At 58.5% G+C, this 14,359-nt stretch carries 9 protein-coding genes; 8 read left to right on the plus strand and 1 reads right to left on the minus strand.

Annotated features, from left to right (window positions below; all coding sequences use genetic code 11):
* Positions 1–5: 5 nt before the first annotated feature.
* Positions 6–698, minus strand: coding sequence for a TetR/AcrR family transcriptional regulator (locus IG616_RS06540; protein WP_192147341.1), 693 nt, complete (start codon positions 696–698; stop codon positions 6–8).
* 113 nt (positions 699–811) lie between these two features.
* On the opposite strand from IG616_RS06540, the gene IG616_RS06545 reads away from it, so the two are divergent.
* The 8 genes from IG616_RS06545 (at position 812) to IG616_RS06580 (ending at position 14,296) form a co-directional block, all read left to right on the plus strand.
* On the plus strand, positions 812–2,071 hold the full coding sequence (locus IG616_RS06545; protein ID WP_192147342.1) for an efflux RND transporter periplasmic adaptor subunit: 1,260 nt from the start codon (positions 812–814) through the stop codon (positions 2,069–2,071).
* A gap of 6 nt (positions 2,072–2,077) precedes the next feature.
* A complete protein-coding gene (locus IG616_RS06550; RefSeq protein ID WP_192147343.1) occupies positions 2,078–5,221 on the plus strand; it encodes an efflux RND transporter permease subunit in 3,144 nt (1,047 codons plus the stop codon).
* Positions 5,222–5,234: 13 nt separating this feature from the next.
* On the plus strand, positions 5,235–6,782 hold the full coding sequence (locus tag IG616_RS06555; protein ID WP_425504157.1) for an efflux transporter outer membrane subunit: 1,548 nt from the start codon (positions 5,235–5,237) through the stop codon (positions 6,780–6,782).
* Positions 6,783–6,958: 176 nt separating this feature from the next.
* Entirely contained in the window at positions 6,959–7,804 is an 846-nt protein-coding gene (locus tag IG616_RS06560) for an asparaginase domain-containing protein (protein ID WP_192147344.1), read from the plus strand.
* A 95-nt stretch (positions 7,805–7,899) separates the two neighbouring features.
* On the plus strand, positions 7,900–9,339 hold the full coding sequence (locus IG616_RS06565; RefSeq protein ID WP_425504158.1) for a sigma-54-dependent transcriptional regulator: 1,440 nt from the start codon (positions 7,900–7,902) through the stop codon (positions 9,337–9,339).
* Positions 9,336–11,372: a sensor histidine kinase gene (locus tag IG616_RS06570; RefSeq protein WP_192147345.1), complete on the plus strand. Its 2,037-nt coding sequence runs from the start codon at positions 9,336–9,338 to the stop codon at positions 11,370–11,372. Before IG616_RS06565 ends, IG616_RS06570 begins: the two co-directional genes overlap by 4 nt.
* Positions 11,373–11,596: 224 nt before the next feature.
* Positions 11,597–13,306 carry an OFA family MFS transporter gene (locus tag IG616_RS06575; RefSeq protein WP_192147346.1) on the plus strand — a complete coding sequence of 570 codons (1,710 nt, stop codon included), beginning with the start codon at positions 11,597–11,599 and terminating at the stop codon, positions 13,304–13,306.
* An 84-nt stretch (positions 13,307–13,390) separates the two neighbouring features.
* A complete protein-coding gene (locus IG616_RS06580; protein ID WP_192147570.1) occupies positions 13,391–14,296 on the plus strand; it encodes a LysR family transcriptional regulator in 906 nt (301 codons plus the stop codon).
* Positions 14,297–14,359 lie beyond the last annotated feature (63 nt).

Raw genomic sequence — 14,359 nt, forward strand, 5'->3', positions numbered from 1 at the left:
GAAGTTCAGTGAGGGCTGAGGCCCCTTGCAATCACCTTGACGAGCGCCTTGCGGTAGCTGAGGTCATTTCTGAAGACCGCGGGCGCACCATTGCTGGTGAGTGGCATGGCAACACGGATGGCGATCATCATGTCGATGAGAACCTTGGCTGCGGCCGGCACGTCATCCGTTTCTATCCTTCCTTTTGCGACCTGATCTTTAATCCAGTCGGACAGCAGTGTGTGAGCATTCACCCCGCCGTGCTCAGTGAGGATCTCTTCCAGTTCCTGCGTTGCGGGCGTTTCCATGAAGAAGACCCGGAGAATCGCATTCTGCCGAGCGAATTCCTCCTCCGTCTGATTGAAACGGCAGATTTCCATCAGGGCGTCCTCCAAGGTCAGGTGATCATAGTTACCCGGTAACGCGATGATCGCGGAGCGGTGTGTAACGATCATTTCCTGGAAGAGACTGGTCTTGGAAGGAAAGTATCCGTAAAGAGTACGTTTTGAAATGCCGCAGTGCGATGCGACAAGATCCATTGTCGTTCCGGCATACTGAAGATCGACGAATATTTTAAGAGCGGCCTCAATTATGGTCGTTTTAAGCTCGTTATCATTATTAATTCTTGGTCTTCCGCGCTTATTACATTTTGACACAATTTTCCTGTTTGCCGGTTTCGAGCTTTTGGGTGACAAAGATGTGTCATTTCGGTCATTCATCTTGAAAAATTCTCCCTCCCCGTATGATTAGCGTTTGACTCGCCTTGTGCTTCGCCATTAATGGTACTTGTAAGTTTCCTAAAACTCAATGATCGTGGCAGGTGTGTGACGTGATGAGCGGTGCAAATGCGCAAGAGGCCCGGTTGGGCAAAGCGTTTAGTTTTTCCCGTCAATTCAAATTTGCTGCCGCAGCAGCGCTTTTGTCGACTTTTGCTCTTGCTGGGTGCAATGAGCAGGGGGGTAACAAACCTGGGCCTGGCCCATCGGCCGGAGGTGCCAAGCCTCAAGTCGGTATCGTGGAACTCCATCCGCAATCGGTGGCTATTACCGCGGAATTGCCCGGCCGTATCAGCGCTCCGCTGATTGCCGAGGTGCGGCCCCAGGTGAGCGGTATCGTGAAGGGGCGGCTGTTCCGTGAGGGCTCCGAAGTTCAGGAAGGCGAGCTGCTTTACCAGATTGACGATTCGACCTATCTGGCAGACTACGATAGCGCGCTGGCCAATCTGGAGAAGGCCGAAGCCTCGGTGCCTAGCGCACAGACAAAGCTGGACCGCTACCAGGATCTGATTAAACAGAATGCTGTCGCAAAACAGGATCTGGATGATGCTGTTGCATCTCTGGCGGAGGCCAAGGCGGAAGTTGCCGCGGCAAAGGCTGCTGTTGAGACAGCCCGGATCAATCTGGACAACACCAAAATCAAGGCGCCGATTTCCGGCCGTATTGAAAAGTCCAGCTTGACGGTTGGTGCGCTGGTGACTGCAAACCAGACAACAGCTCTGACCACCATCCGGCAGCTTGATCCGATCAATGTGGATGTGACTCAGTCGAGCACCAATCTGCTTAATCTGCGCAAGGCGGTCCGGGATGGCCGGGTTAAGCTCAGTGGCGACAATGTTCATGTCCGCCTGAAGCTCGAAACCGGTGAGGATTACAGCGAGCAAGGGCGTCTCGAATTTTCCGAGGCTTATGTGGATGAAACCACGGGTACATACACGCTGCGCGCGGAGTTCCCTAATCCTGACCGCCTTCTGCTGCCTGGCATGTATGTCCGTGCCATCGTGGAAGAGGGTATCGCCCAGGACTCGTTCCTGGTTCCCCAGCGTGGTGTGAGCCGCAACTCGCGTGGTGAGGCCGTTGCCCTTTTCGTTGGCGAGGATGGCAAGGTCGAAGAGCGTATTCTCGATGTTAAGAGCAACATCGGAACCAACTGGCTTGTGGCGGATGGCATCAAGGATGGCGACAAGGTGATCGTCGAAGGCAGTCTGTTCGTCCGGGCCGGTCAGGAAGTGACTGCGGTGCCGGTCACAATCGACGAGACGACAGGTGAAGTCCGTACCCGGGGTGATGCCTCCGCGAACTCAGACGGGAAATAAACGCCGATGTCCGCATTCTTTATTAACAGGCCGATTTTCGCCTGGGTGATTGCGATTGTTACGATGCTTGGCGGCCTCCTCGCCATTACCACATTGTCGATATCGCAATATCCACAGATCGCCCCGACGACCGTGAACATCAATGCCTCATATCCAGGGGCCGACGCGGCAACGATTGAAAACTCGGTGACCAAGGTCATCGAGCAGGGCATGTCGGGGATTGATTATCTCGATTACATGACCTCAACATCTTCCTCGACAGGCTCGGCTCAGTTGACGCTGACTTTCACAAATGAGGCGGATCCTGACGTTGCGCAGATGCAGGTTCAGAACAAGCTTCAGCTTGTAACCAGCCAGCTGCCACAGGCGGTGCAGAACAACGGCATCACGGTGACGAAGTCGACCTCCGGCTTCCTGATGGTGCTTGGCTTTGTGTCGACCGATGACCGGATGACCCAGAACGATCTTGCCGACTATGTCGACAGTACCCTCAACGATACTTTGAAGCGTGTCGAAGGGGTCGGGGAAACGCAGCTCTTCGGTTCAGGCTACTCCATGCGGATCTGGCTCGATCCGGAGAAGCTGAACAAGTACTCTTTGATGCCCGGTGATGTCACCTCGGCTATTGAAGCTCAGAATACTCAGGTTTCTGCCGGTCAGCTGGGCGGTCTTCCTCAAGTTTCCGGTCAGCAGCTGAACGCAACCGTCACGGCGAGCAGCCGCCTGCAAACAGTTCAGCAGTTCCGGGACATCATCCTGAAGAGCTCCGGCGACGGATCTCTGGTGCGTCTGAACGACGTTGCACGTGTGGAGATAGGGGCGGAAAGTTACACAACCTCTGCGCTGTACAATGGTAAGGCGGCAACCGGTCTTGCCATCAGTCTTGCCACTGGCGCCAATGCCCTCGACACTGCGGAGGCCGTTCGGGCCGCTATTGGCCGCCTGTCTTCCACATTCCCGGCTGGTGTCGAAGTGGTCTATCCCTATGATACGACCCCCTTCGTGCTGCTTTCGATTGAGGAAGTGGCACGCACGCTGATTGAGGCAATTGTTCTCGTCTTTCTGGTGATGCTTCTGTTTTTGCAGAACATCCGTGCAACGCTCATCCCAACCCTTGCCGTGCCCGTGGTGCTGCTTGGGACTTTCGGGATTCTTGCGGCCTTCGGCTACTCGATCAACACATTGACGATGTTTGCCATGGTGCTGGCGATCGGCCTTCTCGTGGATGACGCCATCGTGGTGGTTGAGAACGTCGAGCGCGTGATGGCTGAGGAGGGCCTGCCTCCGAAGGAAGCCACGCTCAAATCCATGAAGGAAATCACCGGCGCGCTGATCGGTATTGCGACCGTTCTGTCGGCAGTTTTCATTCCGATGGCTTTCTTCGGCGGTTCGGTAGGTGTGATCTACCGCCAGTTCTCGGTCACCATTGTTTCGGCCATGGTGCTCTCTGTTCTTGTGGCGTTGATCCTGACCCCGGCCTTGTGCGCGACAATCCTGAAGAAGCACGAAGGTCATGCCGCCAAGAAGGGGCCTTTCGGCTGGTTCAACAAGGCTTTCGATAAGACCGCAACGGCATATAGGGCAGGTGCGAGCGGGGTTCTGAAGCGCAGCATACGCTTCTTTATTCTGTTTCTCATTCTGGTCGGTGCAATGGGCTGGATGCTCACCAAACTTCCAGGTTCGTTCTTGCCTGAAGAAGATCAGGGCATGCTTATCGCAAGCGCGACCCTTCCGACCGGTGCTACCCAGGACCGCACGCTGCGTGTACTGGAAAAGATCCGGAACCACTTTCTGGAGACGGAGAAGGACTCGGTCGAGAGTGTTTTTACGATCGCAGGCTTCGGATTTGGCGGTCAGGGTCAGAACGTCGGTATTGCCTTCGTTCGTATGAAGGATTTCGCGGAGCGTAAGTCTCCCGCTCAGTCGGCGCAGGCCGTGGCCGGGCGCGCGATGGGAGCGTTCTCCCAGTACAATGAAGCCCGTGTCTTTGCGCTCGCGCCTCCTGCGATACAGGGTATGGGCAACACCAATGGCTTCACATTCTATCTTCAGGACATCAATGGCGCTGGCCATGAAGCCCTGATGAATGTCCGCAACAGGCTTCTGGGACTTGCAGCTCAAGATCCTAAGCTGGTTGCAACCCGGCCGAATGGTCAGGAGGATACGCCGCAGTTCTCCGTCCACATAGATAGCGAAAAAGCACGTGCTCTGGACCTGTCCATCTCGGACATCAACAAAACCCTTTCCACAGCATGGGGGAGCGACTACGTCAACGACTTCATTGACCGTGGCCGGGTGAAGACCGTTTATGTCCAGTCCGACGCTCCCTATCGCATGCAGCCCTCCAATCTGGGGTTGTGGCATGTCCGCAATTCCAATGGCGACATGGTGCCTTTTGAAGCATTCTCCAAGACGAGTTGGTCTTTTGGATCTCCGCGGCTGGAGCGCTACAACGGGTCGTCCGCAGTTCAGATCCAAGGGCAGGCAGCAGTCGGCGTCAGTTCGGGGGATGCGATGGACCGGATCGATGAACTCGTGGCCCAGCTTCCAGCCGGCTATGCGCATGAATGGACAGGGTTGTCCTACCAGGAGCGGCTGTCTGGCGATCAGGCAACATCGCTTTATGCGATTTCCCTCCTGGTCGTTTTTCTGAGCCTTGCTGCTCTTTATGAAAGCTGGTCCATTCCCTTTGCGGTCATGCTGGCTGTTCCCGTCGGAGTGTTCGGGGCTTTGGCCGCGGCTCTTCTGTTCGGCCAGAGCAACGATGTGTACTTCAAGGTTGGTCTGCTGACGACAATCGGTCTGGCGGCGAAGAACGCGATTCTCATCGTGGAGTTTGCTATCGAGCGCCAGAACGGGGGACTTGGCCTGATTGAGGCAACTCTGGAAGCCGCAAGGCAGCGACTTCGTCCGATTCTTATGACGTCCTTTGCGTTCATTCTCGGTGTTACCCCGCTGGCAACATCAACTGGTGCCGGTTCGGGAGCTCAGAATTCCATCGGTATCGGGGTGATGGGCGGCATGATCGCTGCTACAGTTCTCGGTGTCTTCTTTGCCCCACTCCTGTTCGTCGTCGTCCGCAAGTTCTTCGGCGGCAAGACTGCCACCACTGCGCCGGCTTCTTCCGATGCCCGCTCACATGCTGAATGAGTGTTCTGTTGCCATGTTCCGTAAAAACGACCCGATGAAGTCAGCGCAGCAGCCTCATGCCGCTCGCTCTGGCGGCTTGATGCAAGGTGCGAAATACGCAGCTCTGATTACAGGAACGGCGCTCCTGCTTGCAGGATGTGCAGTCGGGCCGGACTATCAGAAGCCGGATATGCCGTTGTCTTCTCATTGGCGGAATGCCAATGCGGATACCCCCTCACGCCCGCCAGAGCTTGCATACTGGTGGAAAAAACTTGATGACCCGCTTCTCAATCAGCTGATTGAGGAGGCCATTGAGAACAATCTCGACGTCCGGACCTCCAAGGCAAAAGTCCGTGAGGCCCGAGCAAGTTACCGTCAGACCAACGGCGCCCTTTTCCCAACGCTGGATGCCTCCGGTTCTGCGACGAGAAGTAAGGCGGCCGGGAGCAATGGATCGACCGGAACTGTCGGCAACCTGTACAATGGAGGCTTTGACGCGAGCTGGGAGCTGGATCTTTTTGGTGCGAACCGCCGGGCGTCGGAGGCTTCGAAATACGGGCTTGACGCTGCGGAAGAAGAACTCCGGGCAACTCTGCTCACTCTGATCGGAGACGTGACCACCAACTATGTCGAGGCTCGCGGTTATCAGTCACGCATAGCTCTGGCGCGGCGGACGGCAGAATCTCAGGACGAAACCGCCAAGCTGACCCGGAACCGGTTCCAGGTTGGATCTTCCTCAGGGTTGGACGTGGCGAATGCGGAAGGCCAAGCGTCCAGTACCGCAGCCAATATTCCGACGTTGCAAACTGCTTTTGCGTCTTCGGTACACCGTCTTGGTGTCCTGACGGGGCGCGAGCCGACGGCCTTGACCGACCGGATGAAGAGGAGCACCAGCATTCCGACGCCGCGGCTTCCAATGCCCTCAGGTGTTCCCGCAACGGTTCTTCTCACGCGTCCGGACGTCCGGCTGGCGGAGCGTCAACTGGCGCAATCCACCGCCAATATTGGAGCTGCTGAAGCGGCGAAGTACCCTGCTGTCAGCCTGACCGGCAGTATCGCCACGTCGGCTGCAAAGTTTGGCGACCTTGGAAAGAACTCCTCGATCAGCTGGTCGTTTGGCCCGACCTTGTCAGTGCCAATATTCAATGCCGGCAAACTTGCGGCAGCGGCCGATGTGGCACGGGCCCAGAGGGATCAGTATTTCCTCGCTTACAAATCATCCGTTCTCAGTGCTCTTGAGGATGTTGAGAACGCACTGGTCGGCTTCTCGCAAGAGCGGGTCCGTTTGCGCAGCTTGCAGAAATCGGTGGATTCCTACCGGAACGCGGCGTCCCTCTCTCAGTCTCTTTACCAGACGGGGTCGGTCAGCTTCCTGGACGTTCTCGACGCTGATCGGTCGCTTTATTCGGCAGAAGACAGCCTGATCCAGAGCAAGGTTCTGCTGACCACTTACTACATTTCACTGCAGAAGGCGCTGGGTGGTGGCTGGAGTGGGGATGTCGACACATCCAAGCCGGAAGTGGTCGACCAGAATGCCGGACCGCGTCTGGCACTGACCAAAACGGCTTCCAAGTCACAGTAGAGCCAGGTTCTTCTCAGATCTGGTTTCCAGATCAAATGCCGGGCTGCTTGCTGCATGCCCGGCATTTCTGTTTTCACCCCTCTTGATCTTCCCGCTCGGCTGCCCGAATAAGGCATCCGAAAGCGGAAATGGGCTGTGATGCTGCGGCATTTGATGCGAGAGGAGCGAGGCTTCCAATGACCATTCTCCTGATACACACAGGCGGCACGATTGCTATGGGCCGTACGCCGCAGGGGCTTGCTCCGGTCGAAGGACTGGTCGAAGAGGCCGTACGCCAGCGGCTCACGGCAGGAGAGACGCTCAAGACCCATGTTTTCCGCCCCCTTCTCGACAGTTCCGACGTGGGAGCAGCGCATTGGAATGACATGCTGGAGGCGATAGACGCGGCGCCGGAAGCCGGTGTTCTTTTGACCCATGGCACAGATACCATGGCTTTTACCGGTGCTGCGTTGTCTCAGGCGCTGGCAGGACTGAACCGCAGGGTTGTCATGTGCGGATCCATGGTGCCGCTACACATGGGCGGTGATGCGGAGACCAATCTGGACCTGGCGCTTTCAGCGCTTCGCACCTCTGGAGAGGGGGTTCAGCTTGCCTTTTCGGGAGAGCTTCTGCACGCGGAGGGGCTCGTGAAGCACGAGAGCCATGCGGCGGATTCCTTCCGTTCTATCCCGCAGGATCCGCTACCGCCACCGAAGAGCCGGCGCTTTGACAAGCGCAAGCTCGGGGTGCTCACCCTCTCGCCCGGAATGCCTGCGGAGGTTCTGTCTGCGTCTCTCTCCGTGCTCGATGGTGCGGTCTTGCGGGTGTTCGGCTCCGGCACAGCCATGTCCGAGCGCTCGATCCTGGAAGCCCTGAGCCTTGCGGTGAAGGCAGGCAAACGCATCCGTGCTGTCAGCCAGTGTGAAACCGGCGGCCTTGTACCCGGCAGTTATGCCGCGGGAGCCGGACTGTGGGCGACGGGCGTTGAAAATGGCGGCAAACAGACCGTGGAAGCCGCGCTCATTCACCTTTGGCTGAATTGAACACTTGCTGACTGGCACCATTCGGGCCAGGCGCTTGACTCCCGGCAGGCTAACATGGTCTCGCTTTAAAGTAGCGGAGGGGAGGGCCGCAGACGGTGACCATCAGCAAAGAGCAAGTTCTGCCGCAGGGCAGCCACGCATCCGGGCAGGCGGCGAATCCAGCTGCAGGCTCTGGCCCAGGTTCAGGCAAGGAATTCGGCCCGCTTCTCGCACGCGCCTCCATCCTTGTTGTCGATGACGAGCCGGGCATGCGCAATTTCCTTAAGCGTACTCTGGGGCCCCGTTGTGCGCATGTGGATGTCGCCGCGGATGTGGCAGAGGCGACCGCGCTGGTCGATAACAACCGCTACGACATCGTCATTCTTGATAATATCATGCCGGGCAGGAGCGGGCTTGAATGGCTGGAGGAGCAGCGGGCTATCGGGTTCTTTTCCGACGTGATCCTGATGACCGCCTATGCGGATCTGGAAACTGCGATCCAGGCGCTCCGGGCCGGAGCAATGGATTTCGTCCTGAAACCCTTCCGGTCCAATCAGATCCTCAATGCCATGTCCCGCTGCCTTGAACGGCGTAACCTGCAGCGGGAAAATTTCGTGCTGCGGCATGAGCTTATGGCGGCGAGCGACCATCTTGCCCTGCGCCATCGTTTGATCGGCCACTCCCAGGGTATTGAAGGCATTCGCGAGGCGATCACACGCGTGGCCCCCTTGCCGACCTCCGTGCTGATCTGCGGCCCTTCAGGCTCGGGCAAGGAAGTGGCGGCCCGTTCGCTCCACGCGCTGTCCGACCGGTCGAGCAAGCCTTTTGTGCCGGTCAATTGCGCGGCCATTCCAGCGGACATGATCGAGGCCGAGCTGTTTGGTCACGTGAAGGGCGCCTTCACCGGAGCCGGTGACTCGCGCGAAGGGCTGTTCCTTCATGCCCATGGCGGCACGCTGTTCCTCGATGAAATCGCGGAGCTGCCCTTGCAGCTGCAGAGCAAGCTATTACGGGCTCTGGAGGACCGGAAGGTGCGGCCGGTCGGTTCCGAACGCGAGGCCTCTGTCGACCTGCGCTTCGTCTTCGCAACCAACTCCGATCTGGAACGGGCTGTCGCAGAGGGCCGGTTCCGGACAGATCTCTATTACCGCATCAACGTAATGCGGATCGATATGCCGCCTCTGAAAGACCGCGGCGACGACGTGATCGAGCTTGCCGAGTTGTTTCTGACCAAGCTTGCCCAGCAGCTTGGCATGCCGTCCATTGATCTGACAGAGCGCGCGCGCGAAGCCTTCCGCCAATATGACTGGCCGGGTAATGTCCGGGAACTCCGTAACCTGATCGAGCGGTCTTTGATCCTGGGCAAGTTCCCCGACCTGACGCCGGCAGTGCCCATGGTTCCGGTTGCGGCAGGGAATACTCTCGAGGATATCGAACGGGATCACATTCTCCGGACCCTGGAGCAGTGTGATGGCAACCGCTCGGAAGCGGCCCGCAGACTTGGCGTCTCGCGCAAGACCATTGAGCGCAAGCTGGCGCAGTGGGATGGGCAATGACGCCTGAGCCGCGCAGACGTCCGCGCCTGCCTGTCCGCTACCGTCTTCTTGCCATCGCCTTGCTGCCGACGCTGGTGGTCATTCCGGTGCTTCTGGGTGCCACCATGCTGCGGTGGAATGCGAAGTTCGACGGAATTTTGATTTCCAAGGTCCGCAGCGACCTAACCGTGGCACATCAGTATTTCAGCCGCATCCTGGAGAGCACCAGCGATGAACTGACGGCGCTTGGAGAGTCGGTCGCGTTTCATGCCGCGGTCAAGGCGGGGGTTCCCGGACAGCCGAACGGCCAGCTTGCCGGTCTGCTCAACACCCGGCGCACGGTGCTGGGGCTGGATTTTCTCTATGCCACCCGCAGCGACGGCACGGTGATCTCTGCTGCCGGGGGACGCGCACCAGGCCACGCGGACCTGAAGTGGCCAGTCATTGCCAAGGCCACCCAAGGGGAGCCCGCCGTCGCGATCGACATCTTTTCCGGAACCGAGCTTGCCGGGATCGCAAGCCGTCTTGCTGCCAGAGCGTCGCTTGATCTGATCCCGACAGAAAATGCGGTTTCGAGCGATACGGACCGCAATTCCAAGGGGATGGTCGTTCACGCCGCTTCCCCGGTGATTCTTGAGGATGGGGAGCGGCTGCTTCTGGTCGGAGGTATTCTGCTCAACCGGAACCTGGAATTTATCGATACGATCAATGATCTGGTCTATCAGCCCGGCAGTCTGCCCCAGGGCAGTCAGGGGACGGCAACGCTTTTCCTGGATGACGTCCGGATCTCGACCAACGTGCGCCTGTTCGAAGGGAAACGCGCTTTGGGAACGCGTGTCTCGGCAGTGGTTCGAAACTCAGTTCTGGGGCAAGGGCACGTCTGGCTCGACCGGGCCTTCGTGGTCAATGACTGGTACATCTCCGCCTATGAGCCTATCAGGGACAGCTATGGGAAGCGGGTCGGCATGCTCTATGTCGGGTTTCTGGAAGCACCCTTCCGGCAAACCAAAATCATCACGCTGGTTATGGTCGTTCTGACATTTGTGGCTGTCGCTGCAGCTTCCGTGCCCTTGTTCATGCGATGGGCCGGGGCCATCTTCCGCCCCCTGGAGCGGATGACTGATACCATCAACCGGGTTGAGGGGGGCGATCTGGATGCCCGGTCGGGTATGCCCGATCTCGGAGACGAGATTTCCCATGTGGCAAGTCACCTCGATGATCTGCTCGATCGGATCCAGAAGCGTGATCATCAGCTGCGGAGCTGGAACGAGGAGCTGAACACGCGGGTGGAGGAGCGGACCTCCGAATTGTTGGAAGCGAACCGTCAGCTGGAGAGCACCACCAAGCAACTGGTCATGTCCGAGAAGCTTGCGGCCATCGGGGAAATCACGGCAGGCATTGCCCATGAGATCAACAATCCGATCGCGGTCATTCAGGGAAATCTGGAAGTGCTTCGCGAAATTGTCGGCGACCGGGCGAATGATGCCCAGACGGAGTTTCGTCTGATCGATGAGCAGACCGAGCGGATGCGCCAGATCGTGACCAAGCTGCTGCTCTTTGCCCGGCCGGATGAGTTTTCCGGCGGGGAAGAAGCCAGCGGGACCGGCGAAGTGGTGCGGGATTGCCTGCCCCTCGTTCGTCACCTCATCCGCAAACAGCAGATCTCGGTCCGGGAGGATCTCCATGCTGAAGGCCTGGCGGCCATCAGCCGGACGGCCCTTCAGCAGGTTCTCGTCAATCTGATTGTCAATGCGATCCACGCGATGCCGGACGGGGGCGAGCTTCTTTTGGCAAGCGAAGACCACGTTAAGGACGGGCGTAACGGGGTTGCCCTGACCGTCTCCGATACAGGCGTGGGTATGGAGCCGGAAGTGGCCTCCCGTATTTTCGATCCCTTCTTTACCACCAAGAAAGGGACCGGCACCGGGCTTGGTCTTTCCATCAGCCACATGCTGGTCACGGAGGCTGAGGGGACCATCAAGGTCAAGAGCACGCCGGGTGAGGGGACCGCCTTCACCATCTGGCTGCCGGAATTTTCTGGCCGCGCGCATTAAGACAAAATGTCTCTACCTGGTCAAAATGTCGCACCCTGAATGATCCGTTCGGGTGGAGCTTTCTGTCGTGACTGGCCGCTTTCTCCCGACTTTTCCGTTTCCTCCCAGTTGGTACGCCCATTGCAATCCTTACCCCGTGGGCCGCGCGTTGGGGAATGCGAGGAATGCCCGGACTGGATACCGCCGGGATCCGCCGATGCGACGGCCAATATGGGAGGAACTACATGTTTGACAGTTTGAAGAAGGAGCACATCGTCGCTGGCGATGACTTCAACCGGTGGAAGGTGCCCCCGGCATCCATCGCGATCCATCTTTGCATCGGGTCGGTTTATGCTTGGAGCATTTTCAACCCGCCGCTCACCAAGGAATTCGGTGTCGTTGCGGCGTCTTCCGGCGACTGGGGTCTGCAGTCGGTTGTCTGGATCTTCTCGGTTGCGATCGTGTTTCTCGGCCTTTCCGCAGCTTTCGGCGGCAAGTGGCTTGAGGAAGTCGGCCCGCGCATGGTCGGCGCCGTTGCTGCCTTCTGCTGGGGCGGCGGCTTTCTCATTGGCGGCCTTGGCATCATGACCCACCAGCTCTGGCTGGTGTATCTTGGCTACGGCGTCATCGGCGGCTGCGGTCTTGGTCTTGGCTATGTGTCGCCGGTGTCAACGCTGATCCGCTGGTTCCCTGACCGGCGCGGCATGGCAACCGGCATGGCCATCATGGGCTTTGGTGGCGGTGCCATGATCGCAACGCCGATCAAGGAATGGCTGCTTGGCCTCTATTATCAGGCTCCGGCCTATCTCGGCGCGGAAGGTGCGGTCGCCCTGGTTACCGAAGGCGGCAAGCGCATGGCCGATGTGAATGGCCAGATGGTGGAGGTGGTGGTTGCCACTGCGAAGCAGCTTGCCTCTGCTCCGGTTGCGCTTCAGGAAGGCGTTTATGTAGTTGGCACCGGCAACACCGGCGCTGCTGCGACGTTCTTCACCCTGGGGATCGCCTATTTCATCGTGATGATGATTGCTTCCTTCTCCTACCGCGTTCCGCGTGAGGGCTGGCTTCCGGCTGGCTGGGCCCCGCCTGCGGCTGCTTCCCGCAAAATGATCACCCATGCCAACGTTCATATCGATCAGGCGCTGAAGACCCCGCAGTTCTGGCTGCTCTGGATCGTGCTCTGCTTCAACGTGACCGCTGGTATAGGTGTGATCGGCGTTGCAAAGACCATGATGACCGAAATCTTCGGCAGCACCCTGCCAACCATCGTGAACTCCGCCTTTGCGGCGACCTACGTGTTCATGATCTCGGTCTTCAACATGGTTGGCCGTTTCTTCTGGGCGTCGACTTCTGACTACATCGGCCGCAAGAACACCTATCATGTGTTCTTCATCCTGGGGGTTGTCCTTTACCTGTCGATCCCCTTCGCGGCTCAGCAGGTCGCTGTCAATCCGGCTGTTACTTGGCTGGTGATGTTCTATGCCGCAACCATGATCATCTTCACCATGTATGGCGGCGGGTTCGCGACGATCCCGGCCTATCTGGCGGATATCTTCGGCACCAAATATGTCGGCGGCATCCACGGACGTCTGCTGACGGCCTGGAGCACCGCAGGTGTTCTGGGACCGCTCGCCATCACCAAGCTGCGTGAGATCTCGATCGGCAACTCTGTGCGGGATCTGGCGGGCAAAGTGGACCCGTCCGCCTTCCAGGAAAAGTTCGGTGCCGGTCTTGATCAGCTCGACACGCTGGTGGCAGCCAAGACGGTGACAATTGCCCGCCTGATGGAAATCGCTCCGGCAGGCACGGTCGATCCGACGCCTAGCCTCTACAACACGACCATGTACACTATGGCCGGGTTGCTGGTGATTGCCCTTGTTGCGAACATGATGGTACGCCCGGTGGATGACCGCCATCATATGGAGGCGGGTGCCGTCCCGGCGCCGGGCAAGGCCTGACCCTTTAGGAAAAGGATACTCCAGCCTATGCTGGGGTATCCAATCCTTGCAAAGGGGAATGGCTGGACCTGCCGGATCTGGGACATGATCGAAAAGCTGGAACTGTTCATGGCACTGGCGCGCGAGCGCCACTTCGGGCGCGCTGCGGAGGCCAGCAATATTGGTCAGCCGACCCTGTCTTCCGCGATCAAGCAGCTTGAGGATCAGCTGGGTGTTCAGCTTGTCCGCCGCGGTTCGCGGTTTCAGGGCCTGACACCGGAGGGTGAGAAGGTTCTCGACTGGGCCCGCCGCATTGTCGGCGACTACCGGTCGATGAATGCGGATATCCAGGCATCGCGGAAAGGCCTGTCAGGCAATGTGAGGATTGCCGTCATTCCCACGGCTTTGGCCATGGTGCATGAGCTGACCCAGTCGTTTCACGAGGTCTATCCGGATGTGTGCTTTTCGATTCTGTCCAGAACATCCGATCAGATCCTCGATCTGATCGGCAATCTGGAGGCTGATTTCGGTATTACCTATCTGGAAAACGAGCCATTGCCGACCATGGTCACGGTTCCGCTCTATCTGGAGAGGTATCTGTTCGTGACTGCGAATGAGGCGGTTTTTCCCGGACGGGACCAGGTCACCTGGGCCGAGACCGGTGGCGAGCAGCTTTGCCTTTTGACACCGGACATGCAGAATCGCAGGATTATTAACCGCTATCTGGCACTGTCTGGCGTTGAGCCCAAGGCGGGGATCGAGACGGACTCCGTTCTGGCCATGGTCTCGCATATCCGGTCAGGCCTGTGGTCAGGTATCCTGCCGGAAAAGCTGGCAGGCCTCTTCAGCGAAGCGGGGCCGGTAAGGACTCTGCGACTGAGCGAGCCGGACGCCACGCAACTTGTTGGCGCGGTTACCGCACGGGCCAAGCCGCATACACCTGTCGTGGAGGCGCTGCTGCGCCACGCGAAGCAGATTTCCGCCATCAGTCCGGCTGTCCTGGGCCTTTGATGGGAAGACTTGATCGTTGGCATCCGGCTTGATCGGGATTTGCAATTGCTCAACGGAAAGTCG

The organism is Roseibium litorale, from assembly GCF_014842915.1.
Taxonomy (GTDB): domain Bacteria; phylum Pseudomonadota; class Alphaproteobacteria; order Rhizobiales; family Stappiaceae; genus Roseibium; species Roseibium litorale.